Annotated in this window: 18 protein-coding genes and 3 tRNA genes; 5 read left to right on the forward strand and 16 right to left on the reverse strand. The window is 57.3% G+C overall.

Features of this window, described 5'->3' with window-relative positions:
• The first annotated feature begins 62 nt into the window (after positions 1-62).
• Positions 63-1007, forward strand: a complete 945-nt coding sequence (locus tag U9R25_15300; GenBank protein MEA3337266.1) for an NAD-dependent epimerase/dehydratase family protein — start codon at positions 63-65, stop codon at positions 1005-1007.
• Positions 1008-1199: 192 nt separating this feature from the next.
• Here the strand turns inward: U9R25_15300 and U9R25_15305 are convergent, their stop codons facing one another.
• Positions 1200-2066, reverse strand: a complete 867-nt coding sequence (locus U9R25_15305) for a LysM peptidoglycan-binding domain-containing protein (protein MEA3337267.1) — start codon at positions 2064-2066, stop codon at positions 1200-1202.
• Positions 2067-2497: 431 nt separating this feature from the next.
• On the opposite strand from U9R25_15305, the gene U9R25_15310 reads away from it, so the two are divergent.
• Genes U9R25_15310 through U9R25_15325 form a run of 4 tightly spaced genes read left to right on the forward strand, consistent with a single transcriptional unit; the run spans position 2498 to position 6233 of the window.
• Entirely contained in the window at positions 2498-2983 is a 486-nt protein-coding gene (locus tag U9R25_15310; GenBank protein ID MEA3337268.1) for a cytochrome c-type biogenesis protein CcmH, read from the forward strand.
• Positions 2984-3039: 56 nt separating this feature from the next.
• Positions 3040-3618 carry a TlpA disulfide reductase family protein gene (locus tag U9R25_15315; GenBank protein ID MEA3337269.1) on the forward strand — a complete coding sequence of 193 codons (579 nt, stop codon included), beginning with the start codon at positions 3040-3042 and terminating at the stop codon, positions 3616-3618.
• Positions 3619-3641: 23 nt separating this feature from the next.
• Complete coding sequence (locus U9R25_15320) at positions 3642-5714, forward strand: heme lyase CcmF/NrfE family subunit (GenBank protein ID MEA3337270.1); 2073 nt, start codon at positions 3642-3644, stop codon at positions 5712-5714.
• Between the two features lie 30 nt (positions 5715-5744).
• Positions 5745-6233, forward strand: a complete 489-nt coding sequence (locus tag U9R25_15325; protein ID MEA3337271.1) for a zinc ribbon domain-containing protein — start codon at positions 5745-5747, stop codon at positions 6231-6233.
• A gap of 121 nt (positions 6234-6354) precedes the next feature.
• Here the strand turns inward: U9R25_15325 and U9R25_15330 are convergent.
• The 15 genes from U9R25_15330 to U9R25_15400 form a co-directional block, all read right to left on the reverse strand.
• A tRNA-Arg gene (locus U9R25_15330) sits at positions 6355-6431 on the reverse strand.
• Positions 6432-6434: 3 nt separating this feature from the next.
• A tRNA-Ser gene (locus U9R25_15335) sits at positions 6435-6529 on the reverse strand.
• A gap of 16 nt (positions 6530-6545) precedes the next feature.
• A tRNA-Ser gene (locus U9R25_15340) sits at positions 6546-6632 on the reverse strand.
• Between the two features lie 109 nt (positions 6633-6741).
• Entirely contained in the window at positions 6742-8022 is a 1281-nt protein-coding gene (serS, locus tag U9R25_15345) for a serine--tRNA ligase (GenBank protein MEA3337272.1), read from the reverse strand.
• A gap of 60 nt (positions 8023-8082) precedes the next feature.
• Positions 8083-9174, reverse strand: coding sequence for a rod shape-determining protein RodA (gene rodA / locus U9R25_15350; protein ID MEA3337273.1), 1092 nt, complete (start codon positions 9172-9174; stop codon positions 8083-8085).
• Positions 9171-11306 (reverse strand): penicillin-binding protein 2, encoded by a 2136-nt coding sequence (gene mrdA, locus U9R25_15355; protein ID MEA3337274.1) that lies wholly within the window; start codon positions 11304-11306, stop codon positions 9171-9173. Before mrdA ends, rodA begins: the two co-directional genes overlap by 4 nt.
• Positions 11307-11310: 4 nt before the next feature.
• The gene (mreD, locus tag U9R25_15360; protein ID MEA3337275.1) at positions 11311-11814 is read right to left on the reverse strand and encodes a rod shape-determining protein MreD; all 504 of its coding nucleotides are present in this window, start codon (positions 11812-11814) and stop codon (positions 11311-11313) included.
• A gap of 10 nt (positions 11815-11824) precedes the next feature.
• Positions 11825-12685, reverse strand: a complete 861-nt coding sequence (gene mreC / locus U9R25_15365; protein ID MEA3337276.1) for a rod shape-determining protein MreC — start codon at positions 12683-12685, stop codon at positions 11825-11827.
• Between the two features lie 148 nt (positions 12686-12833).
• On the reverse strand, positions 12834-13895 hold the full coding sequence (locus U9R25_15370; protein ID MEA3337277.1) for a rod shape-determining protein: 1062 nt from the start codon (positions 13893-13895) through the stop codon (positions 12834-12836).
• Between the two features lie 253 nt (positions 13896-14148).
• Positions 14149-15069 (reverse strand): patatin-like phospholipase family protein, encoded by a 921-nt coding sequence (locus U9R25_15375; protein MEA3337278.1) that lies wholly within the window; start codon positions 15067-15069, stop codon positions 14149-14151.
• Positions 15070-15187: 118 nt separating this feature from the next.
• The gene (gene add, locus U9R25_15380; protein ID MEA3337279.1) at positions 15188-16225 is read right to left on the reverse strand and encodes an adenosine deaminase; all 1038 of its coding nucleotides are present in this window, start codon (positions 16223-16225) and stop codon (positions 15188-15190) included.
• Between the two features lie 23 nt (positions 16226-16248).
• Positions 16249-16914 (reverse strand): pyrimidine 5'-nucleotidase, encoded by a 666-nt coding sequence (locus U9R25_15385; GenBank protein ID MEA3337280.1) that lies wholly within the window; start codon positions 16912-16914, stop codon positions 16249-16251.
• 7 nt (positions 16915-16921) lie between these two features.
• Entirely contained in the window at positions 16922-19660 is a 2739-nt protein-coding gene (locus tag U9R25_15390; protein ID MEA3337281.1) for a clostripain-related cysteine peptidase, read from the reverse strand.
• 244 nt (positions 19661-19904) lie between these two features.
• On the reverse strand, positions 19905-20927 hold the full coding sequence (locus U9R25_15395; protein ID MEA3337282.1) for an electron transfer flavoprotein subunit alpha/FixB family protein: 1023 nt from the start codon (positions 20925-20927) through the stop codon (positions 19905-19907).
• 64 nt (positions 20928-20991) lie between these two features.
• On the reverse strand, positions 20992-21774 hold the full coding sequence (locus tag U9R25_15400) for a hypothetical protein (protein ID MEA3337283.1): 783 nt from the start codon (positions 21772-21774) through the stop codon (positions 20992-20994).
• Positions 21775-21906: the final 132 nt, after the last annotated feature.

A 21906-nucleotide genomic window follows, 5' to 3' on the forward strand; every position in this document is an offset into this window, starting at 1 on the left:
TTGCGGCAGGCGCACATTGTGCCATGCCGATGACTTCAAATGACAGGAAGACTACCTGACTGATGCGATTCCTGATTACCGGCGGCGCTGGTTTCATCGGCACTGCCCTGGCCAATCATTTGGTGACCTCGGGCCATCATGTCCGGGTATTGGACGACTTGAGTGCCGGAAACCCTGACCGGCTCGATCAGGGAATCCTGTTTACCAGGGGTGATGTTCGCAACGTGCCGGGATTGTGGACTTTGTTACAGGACGTGGAATGTGTGTTTCACCTGGCGTCCCGGGTCTCTGTTCAGGAATCGATGCTCTATCCCCAGGAGTACAATGACGTCAATGTTGGCGGCACCGTGGCTCTGCTCACGGCGGTGCGCGACGTTGGGGTGCCTCGTGTTGTGCTCGCATCATCGGCGACGGTCTATGGCGAGCAGAGCCGGCAACCTGTGCATGAGAACCTTATTCCAAGGCCAAAGGCACCCTATGCGGTTAGCAAGATCGCCGCAGAACACTACCTTTTTGCCCTTGGTGACCTGGTCGAGACGGAGGCTGTGGCTCTGCGGATTTTCAACGCCTATGGCCCGGGCCAGCGTATACCGCCGGCCCACGCACCAGTAGTGCCCCTCTTTCTCAATCGAGCGCTTCGCGGCGGATCGCTGGTGATCCAGGGAGATGGGATGCAGACCAGGGATTTCGTTTACGTCGACGATGTGGTTCAAGCCCTGGTCGCGGCAGGGATCAGGCAGGGGGTCAATGGCCGGACGATCAACGTTGGATCAGGTGTCGAAACCAGCATCAACGAATTGATCCGCCATATTGGCGATGTCACAGGAAGAGAGCTTTCGGTGCTTCATAATGACAACCAGAGTGGCGGTGTGAATCGGTTGGCGGCTGATCTTGTCCAGGCAAAGGAAGTGCTGGGTTACCTACCTCAATTCGATCTTGCTGCGGGACTGAATCGACTCAGACAAGAAGACCCCCGATTTGCCCCCCAGGCAAGTATGGCTCCCTAGTTTTCCACAGATACCACCGGTTCTTCGAATTCTTTTTGCCCTTCGTTCAATCAATTTACCGTCAGGTTCGCGCTTGATCTTGTTGCACACTGGGCAAGAACAGGCAACGTCTGAGGTGGCAACTGCTCATGGTCAGCAACCATCTCAGACGTTTCTGGTGGCTATTCTTTTCGTCAAGCGGAGAGCCTCAGGCTACCAGTGGACCACCACTCTTGTACCGACCGGCGCCCAATTGTACATAAACTGGGCATCGGCGATGCGCATGTTGACGCAGCCATGGCTCATTGGCGTGCCAAAGTTATTGTGCCAGTAGGTGCCATGAATGGCGTGACCCCGGTTGGTGAAATACATGACCCACGGGACGTTCGGAAGATCGTAACCAGGGCCGGTCATGCGCTGGGACTGGACCTTCCACAGGATTGAGTAGGTACCTACCGGCGTGGGGAAGGTCGACCCGGTGCTTACCAATCGTTGCAGGACCGGCGTGTTCCCCTGGTAGGCAGTCAGTGTCTGTGAACTGAGGTCGATGTCTATCCACTTGCCGCCGCCGGCGGCAACCTGAGGGGCAGCTGCGGGGGCTGCAGCGGGGACCGCAACGTACGCAGGGGCGCTGGATGCAGCACTGCCTCCGGGGACGGTCAAACGTTGTCCGACGAAGATCATGCTGAGGTTGTTGATCCCGTTGGCCTGGGCCAACGCGTTCATATTGACACCGTAACGGGCGGCAATGCTGCCGAGGTTTTCACCCCGTCTTACGACATGAACGCTGCCGGAACCGGCGTAGCTTGTACTGGCAACTGCGGCGACTGAGCCTCCGGAAATTACCAAGCGCTGCCCGGAGTAGATCATACTGGGATTGCTGATCCCATTGGCCTGAGATATGGCGTTCATGTTGACGCCGTAACGTTGGGCAATCTGGCTCAGGGTTTCTCCCCTGCGCACGACGTGGATCGTGCCAGCCTGATATTCGGGCGCAGCCAGCGCTGGCACTGCTGTGACCACAAGGGCGATGATGACAATGATGAGGGCACTAACCAGTGACCAATGACGATTTCTCACACTCATACCTCCTGCCGGTGACCCGATAAATCTACAACGGGTATCACCGGCAATTTAAGATTTCTGCCGACGTGCACCAATTATAACACGGTTTTTGTTACAATCACGCTAAAATGGACCTATCAACCTTAAGGTTCCTTCGGTCCGCTTACTATACGCAAGGTGTGGCTATGCGCTATCTTAAAAATTCGGCGATTTGCGCTTCAACTCGCAACCGGGCCCCTCAGGGGCGTTGCTGAACAAGTTTCCCTCGATCATTCGTGTCATATCCCGCGCTGGGGATTGCGGGTAGCTGTTGTCGGATTGCCCGATAACTGGCGATTCGTCCATTCTGTGGTATAATTCCCGTCATGTTTTTTCCAACCCGACCTGAAGCCCGTATAGGAAAGGCTGCGCTTTCTGAACCGTCTGACTCCAGGCGGTGGTTCTCGATGAGATCGGCCCTTTTCCTGCTACTGGTATTTTTTGTTTTAGCATCGCCGGTGCTGGCTCAGGAACCAACTCTGGATGAGATCAACGCCGTAGCTCGGGAACTCTATTGTCCTCTGTGCAACGGTGTCCGCCTGGATACGTGCGATCTGCAGGCTTGTATCCAGATGCGCCAGGTCATCTCTGATAAGCTGGTCGCCGGTGTTCCCAAGGAGCAGATCAAAGCTGATTTTGTGGAACAATACGGCCCGATCGTTCTGGGAGAACCGCCGCGACAGGGTCTCAACCTGCTGGCCTGGATCCTGCCGGTCGCCTTGCTGCTCCTGGGTGCCGTCTGGTTGTTTTTCATGGTGCGTAGCTGGACGCGCAAACCAGAGCCAGTGACCCTGCAAACTGTGGCTCCCACGGAGGGAGCAGAACCGGCCACCCAGGCTGTGGACGCTTCGTATTTGAAGCGCATCGAGGCTGATCTCGAGAAGCTTGATTAACATTCGGTTGAGCATAGTTGCGCGTATCCGGTGTTGGCGTGTTTTGAGGAACGAAAATGGCACAGTTAACTGATACGGAAGACGAGACACAACCCGAAACGGCCGAAGGGTCCAAGGGGACCGGTATGACGAAATATATCATCCTCGTGATCGCCATCGGTCTTGTCGGGCTGTTGGCCTACGGGTTGATTTCCGGTGGCGATCACCGGGCCGAGGTCGGATCCCCGGCGCCGGTATTCACCTTGACTGATTTCGACGGCAATCAATACAGCCTGGACGAACTCAGGGGACAGGTGGTGGTCGTAAACTTTTGGGCTACCTGGTGTGTCTCCTGCAAGGAAGAGGCTGTGGACCTGGAGATGGTCTGGCGGGATTACAAGGATCGAGGCGTTCTATTCCTTGGTGTAGATTATCTTGACCAGGAACCGCTGAACTTCGAGTATATCGAGCGCTACGGCATCACCTATCCCAACGGCCAGGATGTTCAGGGCCGGATCTACAACGCCTATGGGGTACAAGGTCTTCCTGAAACATTCATTGTCGGCCCCGATGGTAAGATCACCAAGCTGTACGTGGGACCGGTAACCCGGCAACAGTTGTCCAACGATATTGAGAAAGCTCTGGCAAGTGGCTAGGGTCGAGTTGTAAGGAGTCTGACGTGTTACCTGATTTGGGCTTGATTGCGTTGGTGGTTGCGATGATTGCCGGTTCGGTTGGCATTCTGGCCAACTTGATCGGCGCGGAGCGGGGTCGCCAGGATCTCGTCGTAGCGGGCCGCAACGCGCTCTATGTGGTCGGCGGACTGGTGTTTTTCGCGACCCTGATCCTGGCCATTGCGTTAGTGACCCATGATTACAGCCTGGCATACGTCGCCAGCCATGTCAGCAACGAGCAATCCTTCTTCTACAACCTTTCGTCGCTATGGGGCGGGCAGGCGGGATCGCTGTTGTTCTGGACCGCCGTGCTTTCTGGCTATGCCGTCGCTGTGACGATTGCCCAGTGGAAGCGGCAACCGGTGCTCCGCCCCTACGTTACCGCTGTTCTGCTGGGGGTGCAAGTTTTCTTTCTGCTCGTTTTGCTCTTTGCCGCCAATCCCTTTGAGAGGTTATGGGCGATGCCAAATGGCAGCACTGTGCCGGCCGTCTTTGCCCCGGCCGGCGCCATCCCCGCTCAATTGAGCGATGGTTCCGGCTTGAATCCGCTGCTGCAGAATTACTGGATGGTGATTCATCCGGTCATGCTGTATCTTGGTTGGATAGGCATGACGGTGCCCTTCGCCTTCGCGGTTGCAGCATTGGTAACGGGTGAACTGGGCAACGATTGGATCCGAACGATCCGCCGTTGGACGCTGGTGCCTTGGATGTTCCTGACCGCCGGCATTCTGATGGGCTCTCAGTGGGCCTATGTCGAGTTGGGCTGGGGAGGTTACTGGGCCTGGGACCCCGTGGAAAATGCCAGTTTTCTTCCCTGGTTGACCGCAACGGCCTTCATCCATTCGATCATGATTCAGGAGCGACGTGGCATGCTCAAGGTCTGGAATTTTGTGCTGATATTCCTGACTTTCGAGTTGACCATCATCGGTACCTTCATTACCCGCAGCGGCATCATTGACTCGGTCCATGCCTTTGCCCTGTCCAACATCGGTCCTCTCTTCCTCTCCTTCATTGTGTTGACCACCTTCGGTTATCTCTGGTTGTTGTTCAGGCGGCTTCCTGATCTGCGAAGTGCCAATCACCTGGACAGCATGCTGAGTCGAGAGTCGGCGTTTCTCTTTCAGAACCTGATCTTTGTGGGACTGACTTTTGTGATCCTGTTCGGCACGCTTTACCCGATCATATCGGAAGGCCTGAACAATTTCTTGCCCATCGACAAGATGTCTTTTGCAGCACCCTGGTTCAACAAGGTAACCGGGCCGTTGTTTATTCTTCTGATGGTATTGATGGGCTCTGCGCCGCTTCTGGGCTGGCGCCGATCCAGTAAGGAAACGATCGTGCGCAACTTTCCCTTTCCGATCCTGTTTGGCATCGGTTCCAGCGTGGTTGCCTACCTGCTGGGCGCTCGCAGCTTCTACTCGGTCTTCTCCTTCGCCGTAGCCGGATTCGTCGTCGGAGGCATTCTGCAGGAGTTCTACCGCGGCGCCAGCGTGCGGCATCGTAACCAGGGCGAAAACTGGCTGGTTGCCTGTGCCACTCTGCTAAAGCGCAACCAGCGGCGTTATGCCGGCTACATCGTCCATCTGGGCGTGGTCATGGTGATGATCGCCATCATCGGCGTCAATGTCTATCAAACTGAGGCTCAGGCCAACCTCGCCCAGGGCGAGAGCATGGTGATCGACAAGTACGAACTTACCTATATGGACCTGAGAGAGCAGTCCGGTCCCACCTACGATCAGGTGCAGGCGGTTGTGCAGGTCAAACGCAATGGCGCGGTTGTCGGCACCATCACCCCGGCTATGAATTTCTATCGGACTGTTGCCGGGCGGGATCAGCCGACCAACGAAATCGCCATTCGCATGGGGCCGGTTGAGGATCTCTACCTGGTGCTGGCCGGCTGGGAGGGCACCGGACAGTCGGCTTCATTTAAGGCGTACGTCAATCCGCTGATGACCTGGATGTGGATCGGCGGAATCGTCATGATGCTGGGCACATTGGCTGCCGTATGGCCACACCAGCGAAGCCGGAAGCGGTCCGAGGTGAAGGATAGGCTGCCCCGGGGCGCTCAGCCTGCCTAGCTGCATCGCTATCAAGAAAGCAACTGATTTATGCCATTTTTGTTTCTGATCGGCGCGATAGTGATTATCGCCATCTCAGCCCTTGCAATCGCCTGGCCGTTGCTGCGCGAGTCGGCGGAACTGGTTGCGCAGCCGACGGACCCGGATACCCTTGCCGATCCCATGATGGAACTGGAGCAGGAGCGCGACTCTCTCTACCAGGCGATCCGCGAGCTGCGTTTTGACTACGAGGTTGGCAAGGTGTCGGAGGCAGATTATCTGATCTTTGAAAACCAGTTGAAGGGCCGGGCGGTCGTCGTGTTGCAGGAGATCGATACCTTGCACGAAGCCGAGATTGATCCCGACCTGGACGCCCGAATCGAGGGAGAGATTGCCGCTTTGCGGCGCAACGGGACGGGAAAGACTGCCGGAGACCCGCTGCCGGTCCCTGTTGGCCAGAAGGGCTACTGCAGCCAGTGCGGTGAAACTGTGCGGGCTGGTGATGGTTTCTGCGGCCAATGTGGAGCCCGTGTGGCCTGACAATTCAGCACCTTGAATCTCAAGCGCCTCCCATTCGACCTTTGAAGGGAGGCGCTTTTTGTCAGGATCAAGCGGAACGGAAAAGAAAACGCCCCGCCTGTCGGAAAACAGCGGGGCCTGTTGGTACCCCAGATAGGATTCGAACCTATGGCCTCTTCCTCCGCAGGGAAGCGCTCTAATCCACTGAGCTACTGGGGCATGTGGCGGGGAGGGAGGGATTTGAACCCTCGAGGGACCTTAGCAGCCCCTACCCACTTAGCAGGCGGGCGCACTCGACCAGGCTATGCGACCTCCCCACGTTTATTTGTCAGGCGGAGGGAGAGGGATTCGAACCCCCGATACGGTCACCCGTATAGCTGTTTTCAAGACAGCCGCCTTCGTCCACTCGGCCATCCCTCCGGGGTAGTCCCTTCCCTCGGGACCATAGAATTGTATCACACAAAGATTCTTTATGCCAAAATGACATGGTGATGTCAATATGCGGGGTCATGACATGGTGACATAATGATTACGCAATCACCTCCGCGCCGCCCATGTAGGGCCGCAGGACTTCGGGCACGAGTACACTGCCATCCTTCTGCTGGTAGTTCTCCAGTACGGCGATCACGACCCGGGGAAGGGCAAGGCCTGAGCCGTTCATTGTATAGACATAACGAGGTTTGGCTTTCTCCTCGGGTCGGTAGCGGATATTGGCTCGCCTGGCCTGAAAATCGGTGAAGAGTGAGCATGAGCTTACCTCCAACCATTCCTCGACGCCCGGCGCCCACATTTCCAGATCATACTTGGCAGCCGCAACGAAACTCAGATCGCCCGTACACATCTGCACCACCCGGTACGGGATCTCCAGTCGCTGGCAGATATCCTCTGCGTTGGCGATCAGGCCGGCCAGTTCTGCCTCACCCTGTTCCGGCTCCACGAACTTGACCATCTCCACCTTGTCGAACTGGTGGCCGCGTTTTATGCCACGTACATCCTTGCCAGCCGACATTTTCTCACGGCGGAAGCAGGGTGTGTAGGCGACATGGCAGATGGGCAGGCTGCCCGGGGACAGAATCTCATCCCGGTAGAGGTTGGTGACGGGCACCTCAGCCGTGGGAATCAGCCACAGGTCATCTTCGTAGTCCCGGTAGATGTTCTCGCCGAATTTAGGCAGGTTGCCGGTGCCAAAGAGACAGTGCTCGCGGACGATGGCGGGTGGATAGACCTCGATGTAACCATGTTCGTCGATGTGAACGTCCAACATCCAGGTGATTAACGCACGCTGCAGGCGAGCCCCCAGGCCCTTCAACACATAGAAGCGGCTGCCCGACAGCTTGACTCCCCGCTCGAAATCGATGATGTCCAGTCCCTCGCCGATTTCCCAATGGGGCAGGGGCTCGAACTCGAAGCTCGGAAGCTGGCCCCAGGTCCTGGTAACCACGTTTTCGTTGTCATCCTTGCCGACGGGCACATCCGGCAGCGGCAGGTTTGGAATGCGGCTCATCGCATCGAACAGCTCGGAATCGACCTCCCTGATCCGTTCATCCAACCCCTTGATCTGATCTGAGACCTGGCCCATTCTCTCCTTGAGCGAATTGGCTTCCGCCTTGTTGCCCTCCCGCATGAGTTGACCGATCTTGCGGCTTTCGACATTGCGAGAAGCCTTCAACTCCTCTACCTCGGTTAGAAGGCGCCGTCGCTCTTCGTCCAGGCTCAACACCTGGTCCACCGGTGCATCGGGGTCCTGCAGCACGACCATCTGCTGTTTGACAAACTCTGGCTGTTCCCGAATGATCTTGATATTTAACATGACCTTCTCCTAAAAAACAGCGCCCCGTTCCAGGACAAGGAGCACTCATGGTGCCACTTATCAATCAAACTCGATCTTGCGGTTGCGCATTGCAACGCTTTGAGCCAACCCGATACCCAGCATGAGTGCCAACAATGAGCTGCCGCCGTAGCTGACAAAGGGCAGGGTAATGCCGGTGACGGGCAGCAGGCCCAGGTTCATGCCAATGCTGACCACGGCCTGAAAGAGGATCATCGCCAGTATACCCACCACGATCAGGCGGCCAAATTGGTCTCTGGCCTGATCGGCGATGTTGAAGAGGCGCCAGATGATGACCAGGAGCAGTATCATCATGACGACGGCGCCAATGAAGCCCAACTCCTCGGCCACCATGCTGTAGATGAAGTCGGCGTAGCGCACACGCAGGAAATGCAGTTGGCTCTGGCTGCCCTGGGTAAATCCCTTACCCAGCCAGCCGCCATTGCCGATGCTGATTAGTGCCTGGGCAATGTTGAAGCTGGCGTCTGGATCGCTGGCCGGACTGAGAAAAATGGTAATTCGTTGGCGCATGTATCCCTGCAGGTTGGCCCAGATCACTGGCGCTGCCAGGGCGCCGCTGGCAACGGTCAGCAGGATGTAGATCCAGGGGATGCCAGCCACAAATAACATGATGGCTCCGATGACAATCAATACGATCGCCGTTCCCAGGTCAGGTTGCAGATAAATCAATCCCACCGGCACCATCAGCAGCACGAATGCCCCCAGTAGCCACTGGGGTTTGCCAAGTTCATCGTGATGGTTGCTCAGGTAGTGGGCGAAGACGATGGCGAACAGCACTTTTGCCATCTCCGAGGGTTGGATGAAAATCAGACCGGCATCGAACCAACCGGCCGTACCACCCCGGATCTGACCCAACAAAGCGACCGCGGCCAGTGCCACAATGGTGAAGAGGTAGATTGGCCATTGCAGGCTGGTAAGCAAACGATAGTCAAAGGCGGCAACCACAATCAAGAGCACCATGCCAATGCCTGCATAGATAACCTGTCGCAGTGCATAGTTTCGGTAGGCCTCGACGCCCAGCGTGGCACTATAGATCATGGCAACGCCAAAGGCGATCAGGAGTAGAGTGGCTCCAAGCAGTACAAAATCAAAGCGACGCCAGTTGAGTCTCATTCTGTTTCCTGTCCGGTTTCCTCTATTCCCGGCACAACCTCTTCAATTGGTTCTTCGACGATCTCTTCAACCGCGGGTGGCTCGAGCGGGGCTTCCTGGGTTTCGAAGTAACCTCGCAAGATTGCCTCAGCAACCGGCATAGCGGTTAAGGATCCCTCACCACCGCCATAGACGAATACCACGATGGCGATTTCCGGATCTTCGTAGGGAGCGAAGGCTGTGAACCAGCCATGGGTCGGTAAACGGTTATTGCGCAAGAACCCAATCTCAGGATCCCAAAACTCGGCCGTACCAGTCTTTCCGGCGACTTGTACGCCTGGCACCACCAGATCCTTGGCTGTGCCATTGGGGAAGTTGACCGCGCCCCACATGCCCTCCCGGATTACATTGACGTAGTCGGGTTCAATTGGAAGTTCCCGGATCAATTCTGGTTCGAATTCTTCTACCACATTGCCGCCCGTATCCTCGATGCGGCTGACAATCTGAGGTCGGTACAACAGACCTCCGTTGGCGACGGCGGCTGTAGCATTCAGAACCTGAAGTGGGGTCGAAAGCATGGCGCCCTGACCGATGGACATGTTATATGTATCGCCGGCAGACCAGGTCTCGGCATACGTCAACCGTTTCCAGCGTGGACTGGGCACCAGGCCCGCATTCTCACCGGGCAGGTCGATACCCGTGGGACTGCCGAATCCGTACGCCTCCGTGTAGTCGATGAGAGAATCGATTCCCAGGCCCTCGAAGGTTTTCGCAAAACCTCCCGAAATCTGATAGAAGTAGGTGTCACACGACACCGCCAGCGCTTCACGGATGTTCACCTGGTAATGGCCGGTCTTGTATTCATGGATCCAGCAGAAGAAGGGCTGGGCGAATCTGGGATCGTCGGGAAAGAAACGATTGCTCACCCAGGTGATGCCATCTACAGTGCCATCAAAACTGTCGCCAAGGCGCGTGCGTTCGGTGACGACACCTTCTTCCAACGCACCCCCGGCCGCAACGATCTTGAAGGTCGAACCTGGTGGATACAGGCCACTAATGGCGTGGTTGACCAGGGGACGCCGCTTATCCTCGATGAGCACCTGGTAATCCTCCAGCTCGATTCCCTGGGCAAAGAGGTTGTTGTCATAGGTTGGCAAGCTGACCAGGCCAAGAACCTCGCCGTTGCGCGGGTCCATGGCGATCGCAACTCCCGTATCCGCTTTGGCCTCCTTCAACCCCTGCAACAAGGCATCTTCCATCAGTTTTTGCAGTTCAACATCCAGGGTCAATACGAGGTTATTGCCCGAGGCACTGGGGAAGATGTCGCCTACCGTGCGTACCTCGCGCCCGTTGACGTCAACCTCGATATTACGCTGTCCATCCTTGCCCCGCAAGGCTTTTTCATAGGTGAATTCCAGGCCGGCCAACCCCACCTGATCGTTTGCCCGGTAGCCCTCTTCCTCATAGCTCGCGACATACTCTTGCGGTACTGGTCCCATGTAACCCAGCAAATGAGAGGTCAAGGTGCCGTTCAGGTAGTCGCGAACCGGTTCGATCTCCAGGCTGACACCGGGCAATAAATGGCTTTGTTCCGCGACGGAAAAAGCGATCTCCCGATCGACCTGATCGGCAAAGGTGATGGGTCGATAGGCGCCACCCTGCCAACCCTGCCGAACGCTGTCCAGCGCTTCGTCGATGCTCATGGTCTGGCGGAAACGCGGCGGACCTGTCACGCCAAACTGATTGGGTTGATCCCCTGTCTCTGCGACAGGAGCGCTCTCGGGACCCGGTGTTGGCTCAGGTAACCCGGCAACTGCTTGTTTGATGACTCGTTCCAGTCGTTCAAGCACAACCCGTTGCATTTCTTCCTCAATGGCAGGGTCGTCATCTTCCGGAAGTTCTTCCGGCACGATGGCTATGTTGAAGCTTGGCCTGTTGCGCACCAGTAGCGTTCCGTCGCGATCGTATATTACCCCGCGTGCACCTCGTACCTCCACCAACCTGAATCGATTCTCGTTAGCCCGCGCGCGCAAGCCTTCCCCCTGAAAAAACTGGATTCGCCAGAGTTGGCCGGCAAATACTATGAAGATCAACACCGTGGCAACTCGCAATATCAGAAGGCGAGCCGACGACGGCAGCGGACGGCCAATCAAAGCATTACTCCAATGGGAGACGTTCTCTTCCGGTGGCGCGGCTGATCCGGGCGAGAATCGGATAAAGGATCAACATCAGCAGCAGGTTCAGGCCAATTTGAGGAAAGATCAATCTGAGCAGCGCGTCCGGCACCGACTGGGCGGCGCCTGTAAGCCATAGAATCAGCAGTTGAATGGCGTTTTGCGCCAATGTTGTGATGGCTATCATGATAAAGGGCAGGAATATGTTTCCCCGGTAAATCGTGCCACCACCCAGACTGGCGATATAGGCAGCGATCAAAAGTCCCAGGGTGTGAAGTCCGAAAGGGCCGCCGGAGAGCAGGTCCAGCCAAAGGCCGCCGATAACAGCCCACACCACACCTTCACGCAGACCGCGTAACAAGGTCCATCCGACGACCAACACCAGCATCAGATTGGCCGAGACGCCGTTGATAGCCAGCGGTGGCAAAAAGGACACCTGCAACAACGCGGCAACGCCCAGAACAATCAGCAGGAGATAAAAAGCCATGGTGCATTCGTTAGCGCTCGGGCAGATTCTCCAGGTTCTGCACCGGCACGAAATTGGTGACAACCAGTACCGTCTCCAGCGTGTTGAAATCGACGGTGGTTTTCACGACCGCTCGCTGGAACATTTCAACATCGTTGCGCTCGACTTCAATGACCTGGCCCACCGGAATGCCGGCAGGGAAATCGCTGCCTTCACCTGACGTCACCACGATATCGCCGACACCTATCGGTTCATCTTGAGCCAGATAATCCATAATGGGCAGGCGTCCCGTTCGGCCCCGCAGGATTCCGCGTAAGCGGGCACTTTGCAGGTTGGTATTCACGTTGCTTTTGCTATCGGTAATCAAGAGCACCCGGGAACCGCTGTCATACACCTCAGTGATGCGCCCAACCAGACCACGTTCTGTGACCACGGGCATGCCAGGCAAGACTCCATGTTTCTCTCCTAGATCGATGACAATAGATTGGATAGCACTGCTTGGGTCGTCGGCGACAACCCGTCCGAGTACCTGGCTGCCCTTGAAGCCGTAACCAGGATTGGCGTTTGGGAAATTGAGCAGGCGTCTGAGCCGGGTGTTTTCGGCCTCGATTTCCTTGAGGCGAACATTTTCCACGGTCAACTGGGCCAACAGTTGATCCAGTTCATCGTTGCGTTCGCGCAGGGTCGCCAGGTCACCAACACTGCCCGTGACGTTGCGCACCACCTGTCCTGCCTGGCGCAATACACGCTGCGCCGGCATCGTCAGGCGATTGACGACGCCGCGCACCGGTGCCGGAAAGCTGGAGTTCAGCAGAAGCACCGCCGCGACGAGTACCACGCCGGCAATCAACCACCAGCGCCATCGAGAGCGGGAAGGGGATCTGTCGTACATGGTCAGAATAGAGTCGTGTAAACAAAACGTGCCCAATGCCTGGCCGGGCTGGGCACGCCAAGTTTCATTGCAGTCCTCGATGTCCGGATCAGGCAAGAGTGGGTGTTTTGGCAGTTATCAGTGACCACCATTTCCACAAACCATCTGCCTAATGGATCGTGCTGCCCCTCTGCATGGATGCCAGTACCTTGCGCAGCACTTCCAACTCCTCGAGGATTGCCTCAGCACCCCGGGCTACACAGGTCAGGGCGTTGTCGGCAACGTTTACTGTCATGTGGATTTCCTCTGACAATCTGATATCGAGACCGCGCAGAAGGGCACCGCCTCCAGCCAGAGTGACGCCATCCTGCATCAGGTCCGCGATCAGTTCAGGAGGGGTTTCGTCGACAGCATCGCGCACCGTTTCCACGATGACACTGACCGAGGGCGACAGGGCTTCTCTGATCTCGACACTGGAGACCTCGATCGCCTCGGGTAGACCTGTGATCAGGTTACGGCCGCGCAAGGTCACCGTGGTTTCCTGTTCCAGTGGATATGCCGAGCCTGCCAGTATCTTGGCTTCTTCGGCCATGCGCTCACCGATAAGCAGATTGTACTTCTGCCGGGCGTACTGCATGATGTCTTCGTCCATCTCGTCGCCTGCCACTCGAATGGAGCGGGCTACGACTATGCCACCCAGCGCAATCACGGCGACCTCGGTCGTGCCACCGCCGATGTCGACAATCATGCTGCCCTTGGCATCGGTTACCCGCAGGCCAGCACCGATGGCCGCTGCCATTGGTTCCTCCACGAGAAAGGCCTCACGGGCCCCCGCACTTACTGCGGCATCATGGACAGCCCGCTTCTCCACCTCGGTCACACCGCTGGGAATGCCAACGACAACCCGAGGCCGCGGAATGCGGAGTAGAAGACGATCATGGACCTTGCGAATAAAATAGTCGAGCATCTGCTCGGTGATATCGAAATCGGAAATGACGCCATCGCGCAATGGCCGAATGGCAATGATGTTGGAGGGGGTGCGTCCCACCATTTCCTTGGCCTCAGCGCCGATTGCCAGAACCTTTTTTGTGGTCTTGTCGATCGCCACAACCGATGGCTCGTCGATGACGACGCCCTTTCCCCGGACGTTTACCAGGGTATTGGCTGTACCCAGGTCGATGCCAATATCTAATGAAAATAGGCCTAGTAGCCAATCAAGCGGTCGAAACACGCCGGTTATTCCTGCCTTTGCTATGGATTCGAACTGAAAGTGCACTTGAAACGGACCGGGGACGTGCTTCGTCTTCCGGTTGCCGATGTACCTCACAACAGCCCAATATTATACCACCAGTCAAGGCTTTGGTGAAGGATTGCGAGGCGGCTATTCACCGACGATTTCCCTACGTCAGCCAGGATCACTCAGCGGAAACAAAAACCAGACCCGAGCTCCGGGTCTGGTATGCTGATCCAGATGCATGTCTTGCTCAATCAAGGGGCAGGAATACCGGGGGTTCTTCGGTATCGTCAGCCAGGATCTTTCTGCCCAATTCATCGCCGTATGCCGTGAGCTTCGCCATGTCGCTGGCATCATCCATTTCGATGGGTTCACGCAGGTCTACGTTGAAGCGCCTGAAATCCAGGTCGCCGAAGAGCCGTGCGGCCGCATGGATTTGCTGGTTGTCGGCCGATTGCAGGAAGGCACCGATGGTCGGCCCGATCCATTGCCACGGCCACATGTCTCTGACCTGGCTCGGCTCCAAACCGGCGGGATATTTGCCGGTTCCCAGGCTGATCAAGGTGGTTTCGCTGGGATCCCACTTCAGGGCATTTCGGGCATCGAACGCTGCGATGTAGGCGGGGTTGGAGAAGGAACCAACGCCGCCATCGACATAGCGGTCGTCAACGGCCGGGAAGTAGGTGGGCACCGACGAGGAGGCCAGCACCGCCTTTACAACAGGCCAGTTCTGGTACTCAGGCTTCCAGGACTTGATGAAACGGGTTCGGTTTTCCTGTAAATCGAAGACTGTGATTATCAGGTCTGTAGCAGGATCGGCGTGCCACACGTCGCCCATCTTCGGGTCGCCAATTGCCTTGTGCAGGGCATTTTCAAGATCATCGTGGGGATAGCGGTACTTGGACAGGAGCCAAAACCGGCTTCGCAGGGTTTCGCGAAAGATGGTCTGGCCCAACTGTTCGTACATGGCATGCATCTGCTCGGCGGTCAAACCGGTGGCGATGCCCGCCGACAGGATCGAGCCGGTGGAGGTGCCCGCGCTGAGCCGGAATGTATTGTGAGCTGACTGGCCAAGATGATCTTCCAGGATCATTAGGGCTCTGGCAACGATGGTCCCCTTGATACCACCGCCGTCGATGGCGATGGCGACATTCTGGCGAAATGGTCTCATGAATCGATTCCTCCTGCCGCATCACATATTGGCTACCAGCTCCAGCAACCGAAGAAACCTTGCGGAGCGCTGCCGGCGTATTCCTATCAGGTTAAACGAAGCAACGGGGTTTTTCGCGTTAGGAGAGCGACAATCTTCGCAGTCGCTTGAACTCAAGCGCGATGTCAGCCTCAAGAGCATCGCGCTGATCGACCGGTAAAAACGCGGACCGTGCCGCGTTCAATGTCAGGGTTTCCAGATCGCCGGTATCGAGTTCAAAGGTGTTTAGCAGCTTGGCAAATTCCTCCGTCAACGTTGTGTCGAAGAGTGGCGGATCATCGGAGTTCACCGTGACCAATAGCCCCATTTTTATCAGGTGGACGATGGGGTGTTGCTCGATGTTTCGATAGACTTTGAGACAGACGTTGCTGCTCGGGTTTACCTCCAGAGGAACCTGTTCAGCTTTGAGGTAGGCCAGTAGCTCGGGGTCCTCTATGGAGCGGACGCCATGACCCAAACGCTCGGCCTTCAGCTCGCGCAGGGCGGCCCATACGCTGGCCGGGCCGGCTGTTTCGCCCGCGTGGGGCGCGGAATGAAGGCCGGCAGCAAGGGCTTTTTCAAAGTAGGGGGCAAACTGTCCAGGTGGGGAGGTGGCCTCGTTGCCGCCCAGGCCAAGGGCAACGACCCCCTGGTTTGCCCAATCGATGGCGAGTTGGGCGGTGCGCTCCGCGGCAGGCGGCGGAAGATTGCGCGGGATGTCCATGATCCAGCGTATCTCGACGTCGAAATCGCGCCTGGCGCGTCGCCTGCCATCTTCCAGGCCGTCGATGATATCCTCTGCGGCGGTGCCCTTGTTCTGCCACAGGTGGCTGTAGGGGGTCACCGTTGCTTCCCGATACCAGATGTTCTGGCGAGCCATGTCTGCGCCCAACTCGTAGGCGATAAGGGAAAAATCATCGGCGCTGCGCAGGCAACGTTGAATGGTCAGGTAGACGTCGATGAAATGGGAAAAATCGCTGAACTGGTACCACGTTCTCAGCGCATCGATGGTGTCGCCGGGCAAGGCAACATGGTTTCGGTCGGCCAGTAACAAGAGCGTGGCAGGCTCGATGGCACCTTCCAGATGGATGTGAAGCTCCACCTTGGGCATGTCCTGGATGAATTGCAATGGGCTCATGGGGTTCATGCAACACACTCGGTCTACAACGTCTCTTGCCAATCTCTTTTCTCACGCAGATCCGCGATTACCGGACCCAGATCCAGGATGTCGGCAATGTGATAATCGGCGACGGCTCCCGGGTCGCCGTCGACAAGCACCGTAGCCATGCCCAGTTCGGTTGCAGGAACCAGGTTGCGGGGCCGGTCTTCGATCAACACACAGCGCGCCGGGTTCGCGTTCAGGATATCGAGGCAGGCGGTGTACGCCTCCGGCGCAGGCTTGCTCACATAGTTGACCGCTACCACATCGATGATGCGTGTAAAGCGATCGCGCATGCCGAGGTGTATCAGAACTCGCTCGGCATGCGCTTTGTCGGCGTTGGTGAAAATCACCTTTTCCCCTGGCAGGCAGGCAATCATCCTGTCAAGCTCGGGGTTTTCAGCCAGGCTGTCAAGCGGCACGTCATGCACGAACTGCAGGAAGTGATCGGCATCCAGATCATGATGCAACACCAGGCCGCGCATCGTTGTGCCATACATTTCAAAGTACTGGCGACGTAACTGTTGGGACTCTTGTGCCGAATATCCCAGGTATTCTTCAATATACCGTCCGATCCGCTGGCCGATGCACCTCATTACACCAGTACCGCGGGGATACAGGGTCTCGTCCAGGTCGAAAAGCAGATGGCTGATGGCAGGGCGAGGCAAGATTGAGCTACCGCACCTCGATCTGTGTATAGGTCGGATAGGAATTGCCATCCAGGTCTTCCACGATGAAGCCGACGACATATTCACCGGCGGCGGCATCGAGCTCTTTCCATACGAAAGGCTGATCGCCGAAGGTCAATGTGCCTCCTTCCTGGCTGGCAAGGCCAGTTGCCCGGCCATTTTGGTCCAGGTCCATCCACCGCTCCAGCAGGGTGATGGAGTCGCCCGATCTTGGAATGATCTCCCGCGGGGAACCGATCGAGTTGGCTTCGCCGGAAAAGCCAAAAACCTGGCGGAGGCTGCCATCCCGGAAATAGAGGCGAGCCCGCCGCTGTTCGATGTCATCGCCATAGGTAAAGATGCCGTCAACGGTGTAGACCGCGTTTTCAGGGGTCGCGCCATAGGTTTCAGGCGTGAAGCCCGCAACCACCGTTTCGACACCATCGTCGATGGCGAACATCAAAGGTTCCCACTCGAACTCCAACGTGAATGAACCCTCACCCCAGTCGGGATAGTAGACGCCGCCGATTTCTCTCGTTTTGGCACTTTCGAGGTAATCCTGGTCGGCCACGAAAACGGAATTCGCTTCCTGGTCGAAGAATCCGGTGAAGAAGCTAATGTAACCGAGGTTTTCGCCATCGATGTCGATGCTAAACAGCACTGGTTTGCCAGGCGCAGCTACATTGCTGGACTTACGGATGGGCGAGACCTGAATGTTTCCTTTTCCAGGTGCAACTACCTCTGCATTCTGGTTTGGAACTGCCAGCGTTTGCGCGGCGGCGTCGAAGGTTTGGCCCGTGTAGTGGAATCTCAGGTAGTCGTCCCAAAGGGAGTCACCGGAAAAACGTTCGGTAACCTTGACATAGGAATCGGGTCCGCTGGCCGGTTGACGATAGAGGTCGGAATCGGGGAAATAGATGGAAACCCCTGTCGAGCCCGGTTTGCCATCGCCGTGTCTTTCGGCGATGACTACCTTGTCCAGAGCCTGCAGGAGTTTGTTGACAGGTTGATTTACCTTTTCGCCGCTCCTGGTTCGGGCGAGTAACCCAACGAGATTGCCCAGATCGAGATAGGAGGGAGGCACTCTTTGTCCAAAGATGCTGGTGAAGGACTGGGCGTAATTGCGGGCCTGGGCCACATCTCGCTGGTCAATACTCTGGAGCTGGAACGCCAGGTCATTAACGCTGTCCATCAAGGCTGGAACGGCTGTCAGGTCGGCGGCTGCCAGCGTGGCACCATGTTCCATCTGGCCTGCCAGCTGTCTGGCCGTTGGCACCGCGAAAGATCCCCTCCCGACCATTGCCGAGCGGGCCTGGTTATCGACGATGCGCTGGTCCTCGTCGATGTAGCTGTTGACGATCGATTTTCCCAGATCAGCCCCGTCCATGTCAGGATTATTCCGAAGATCCCCCAAAAAACTGGCGTATGCCCAGCCTACTGCAGGTTCCGTCTCCTGGGAGACAACTGCATAACGGGCGTGGGGCGCCAGTGCGCTGAGCACTTCCAGGTGACCCATCAGACAGGCATCCAGGCCTATGAACTCGAGTTTGTCGATATCTGTTTGAGCACGGATCCGGGTAAGCGTTTCATCCAGCTGGTCCAAGTAGATCTGGTCGCCAACCAGCTTGGCTATCGGCGCCCTCTGTTTGGTCCTGGTGCGGGGATCTGGATCGCTCCATCCGCCCGGCCAGCCCATGCCGTGATCGGACATGATCAACGCGTACTTGTCGGCCGGGAAGTTCTCCGCGGCCCAGATCACGAAGTCAGCCAGCGTGTCGGCGTCGGACATGTTGACTTCACCCAGATCCTCAACCATAGGGGAATGCAAGCGATTTAGATCAGAATCAGGGGTCAGGAAGTAACGCCGGGTATTGGTCCAGTTGCCATCACCCTGGTACCCACCCTTATAACGATCGATCTGAGAGACGATATTGACACGGTTTCCGGAGCCGACCAGCTCGGCTTCGTTCATGTCGATAAAAATGTCCTGTTCCAGGATCTTATCGTCGGCATCCTGGTAGAGCATCACTGTCCAGGTCTCTGCACCTGGCGGCACTGGTGGCGCAACCAGCCCTGCCATCGAGGCTGGTGCAGGTGCGGATAGACCAGGAACCAGGTTCGGTTCCGCGGATTGGACATCGAAGGCAGATTCTCCTCCGGGCAGGGAGAGGCCAAACAGATCGCCGGCATCCATCGGCTGGAGTTCTGTGGAGCCTGCTGGCTGAGCGGGCTGGCTTGGCAGGACGGAGGCACTTTGGTTGCTGCCACCAATGCCTCCACCAAGCAGGAAAGGAGCTGCAACCAGGAATAACAACACTGCCAGGCCGCCAAGAATGACGATCAAACCGATTCCCTTTGGACCGCCGGTACCGGGTGTTGAGCCTCCGCCCAGACCGCTGGAAGAAGGCAACTGGTATCCACCGCTGGACGGCGGAGGCGGGGGCGGGGCGCTGTATCCACCGCCGGATGGGGGAGGCGGAGGCGGGGGTGGGGAGCTGTATCCACCGCTGCTGGAGGAGGAGGGTTCTTCGCGCTGCGGCGCCTCAGCCCGCTCCCGTTCCCCGGAGGAGTCGGTTCGGCGCCTGCGCCGGGCACGAACCGTTCGATTCGGGTCATCGTTCGAACTGCCCGAGGATGTGAACAGGGTATTCCAGCGATCTTCGCGGCTGGAAGCGCCGGTGGAATTTAACGGAGAGGTCGTGGCCCAGACAAGCTCGGGCCAGAGCTTGAATCTCCATTTATCCATGGTAACTCCTTGTTTCGCCTCAGAAAAACTCCAGCTGTCTCTCCGAAGATTGGTTCGGGGATCAAACCCTTTGGGTTGGCGCCATCATAACATAGCTCCGGTTGGTCGCCCAATACCATTGCCTCGCCGGTCGGGCCAAAGCCCCACCAGCCTCGCTTGACAAGAAAAATGGTCCTGTCTGTCGCAGGACCATTTTCAAAGACAGGGTATCTTCATCTCCAACGGCCAGGGATGCCGGGACACGCTACGCTGCATCCAGGACCTCGATAAGAGCCGGAATGATCTCCTCTACCTTGCCCACGATCCCAAAATCAGCCTGTTGAAGAATCGGCGCACGGGGATTGCGGTTGATGGCAACGATACAGGCGGACTTTTCCATGGCGCCGAAGTGTTGCAGGGTACCGCGAATCCCACAGGCGATGTAGAGACTGGGGTCGACGATCTGTCCGGTCATGTCAACCATCCGGTGGCGCTCGATCCAACCTTCGTCCAGGGCCCCGCGTGAGCCTGCGATGGCAATCGTACGATGGGGAAGATAGCGGGAGAAGGCCTGGGCCAACTCCTCGACCAACTGCCAGCCACCCTCCATCATGCCGCGTCCGCCCGCAATGACTATGTCAGCCGATTTCAGCGGCACCGGCTCATATGAAGGCTCGATACGCGATAGGGCTGGCTGGGCTTGCAGGGCAATGCCCATCTCTTCAATTCTACCCTCCCGCCAATCGTCCCGGTAGGGCATGGGAAAAGCGCCCGGCTGAACCGTAGCAATTTGGGGATGTCCGGAACAGGCAGTGATCTGAACAGCCCTGTTCCCGAACACCGGGCTACCGACGAGTAAGCTGCGGTTTTCGGCATCCAGCATCAGGTCGACAGCGTGACTGACCAGTGGCGCGCCCAGGTGTTGGGCAAGACGAGGCGCAATATTGCGCCCGCCGGCAGTATCGCTGAACAGCAGGAATTCCGGCCTCTGGGTCTCGACGAAGTCTATCATGCCCTCCATGGTCGGGTACCCTGCGCGCCAATGGGTCTCGTCGGCGCCAAACGCGATCAACTCTCTGGCCTGTTCCTCGTTGGCACCTTCACCCAACAGCAAGACATTGACATAAGCACCCAGGCTATCTGCTAACTCCCGTGCCTTTCCGACCAGCTGTACATCGCAGGGGCGCAACTGCTCATTCCAGGCAAATGCAACCAGCCAAACATTGCGATACGCCTGCTCATCGCCGGCAGGCTCTCCCATCAATTCTTCCAGGAATGACAGATCCATAATCAGTCTCCACAGATACGCTGTATTGTCCCGGGTCCAGGGTTCGATACCCCTTGGCAAGGTTTCAGATCACGCGCCGTGCCTTCAAATTGGCGAAAAGTGTCGTCGTTACTTCGGCAGGTGTGCCCTCCAGAATGATCCCGTACTCCCGCTCGTCAGGGACACGTAGCTCTCGATCCGGGGTCAGGGTAGGATAATCGTCCAGGTTCAAACCCAGTTCGCTGGTGTCCCACACGCTTACCTGGTGCCGGCGGTAGGCGTCGATGATATCGGCGCTTTTGGCATACCGCGATTGCTGCAGGTCTTCCTTGATGGCGACAACGGCCGGCAGGGGATAGCTGCTGCCGAAAAAGGTGTCGTCGAATACCTGGAGCCCCCCGATCTCGTGCCTGGATACCTGAAGGCGCTCAGCATTCATCAGAATCGGCCAATTACCCAATGCCATCGCCAGGCGGGGAGCCAGTTCACTGCGCTCTGTATCTGGCCGACTGCTGCCAACCAGCACCAGCGCCACATCATCCAGTCGATCGATAGCTGCCGCCAGGACAGCGGCACTCAGCGCTTCGCCAACCGTTTCGAGGTCGCTGCCAGTGGCGAGGATGGCCTGATCTGCGCCGCGGGAGAGAGCCTCTCGCAGCACATCCTCAACTTGCGCGTCGCCAGCAGATAGAGCGACAATCTCTTCGGCAACACCTTCCTGCTTCAGCTGGTACGCCACGTCCAACGCCCGACGGTCCGATGGGTTGAGGATCATTTTGGCCCGGCGTTTGTCGATCGCCTGCCGGCTGCGGCTTACCCGGATGGTCGTCGGGTCGATAATCTGTCGAACGCAGACAACGATTCGCACTGAAGGCCTCCTTTGATGAACTGATGAACGCTGATCGATCCAAACAGGATCAGCACGCCAGCACGCTACGCCAGCAGGCGTGCCGAGAGGCAGCAAGCGGTGCGTGACGTCAGCAGACGGTGCGTGAGCTAG

The sequence above is a fragment of the Chloroflexota bacterium genome, from assembly GCA_034717495.1.
In the GTDB taxonomy this organism is placed as follows: Bacteria; Chloroflexota; Anaerolineae; order JAAEKA01; family JAAEKA01; genus JAYELL01.

Bases quoted from the DNA above. Each gene is read 5' to 3' on its own strand.
- U9R25_15390 (MEA3337281.1), bottom strand. From the start codon at position 19,660: ATGGATAAATGGAGATTCAAGCTCTGGCCCGAGCTTGTCTGGGCCACG.
- mreD (MEA3337275.1), bottom strand. From the start codon at position 11,814: ATGGCTTTTTATCTCCTGCTGATTGTTCTGGGCGTTGCCGCGTTGTTG.
- add (MEA3337279.1), bottom strand. From the start codon at position 16,225: ATGAGCCCATTGCAATTCATCCAGGACATGCCCAAGGTGGAGCTTCAC.
- serS (MEA3337272.1), bottom strand. From the start codon at position 8,022: ATGTTAAATATCAAGATCATTCGGGAACAGCCAGAGTTTGTCAAACAG.
- U9R25_15375 (MEA3337278.1), bottom strand. From the start codon at position 15,069: ATGAGACCATTTCGCCAGAATGTCGCCATCGCCATCGACGGCGGTGGT.
- U9R25_15310 (MEA3337268.1), top strand. From the start codon at position 2,498: ATGAGATCGGCCCTTTTCCTGCTACTGGTATTTTTTGTTTTAGCATCG.
- rodA (MEA3337273.1), bottom strand. From the start codon at position 9,174: ATGAGACTCAACTGGCGTCGCTTTGATTTTGTACTGCTTGGAGCCACT.
- U9R25_15395 (MEA3337282.1), bottom strand. From the start codon at position 20,927: ATGGATCTGTCATTCCTGGAAGAATTGATGGGAGAGCCTGCCGGCGAT.
- mreC (MEA3337276.1), bottom strand. From the start codon at position 12,685: ATGTACGACAGATCCCCTTCCCGCTCTCGATGGCGCTGGTGGTTGATT.
- U9R25_15315 (MEA3337269.1), top strand. From the start codon at position 3,040: ATGGCACAGTTAACTGATACGGAAGACGAGACACAACCCGAAACGGCC.
- U9R25_15325 (MEA3337271.1), top strand. From the start codon at position 5,745: ATGCCATTTTTGTTTCTGATCGGCGCGATAGTGATTATCGCCATCTCA.
- U9R25_15300 (MEA3337266.1), top strand. From the start codon at position 63: ATGCGATTCCTGATTACCGGCGGCGCTGGTTTCATCGGCACTGCCCTG.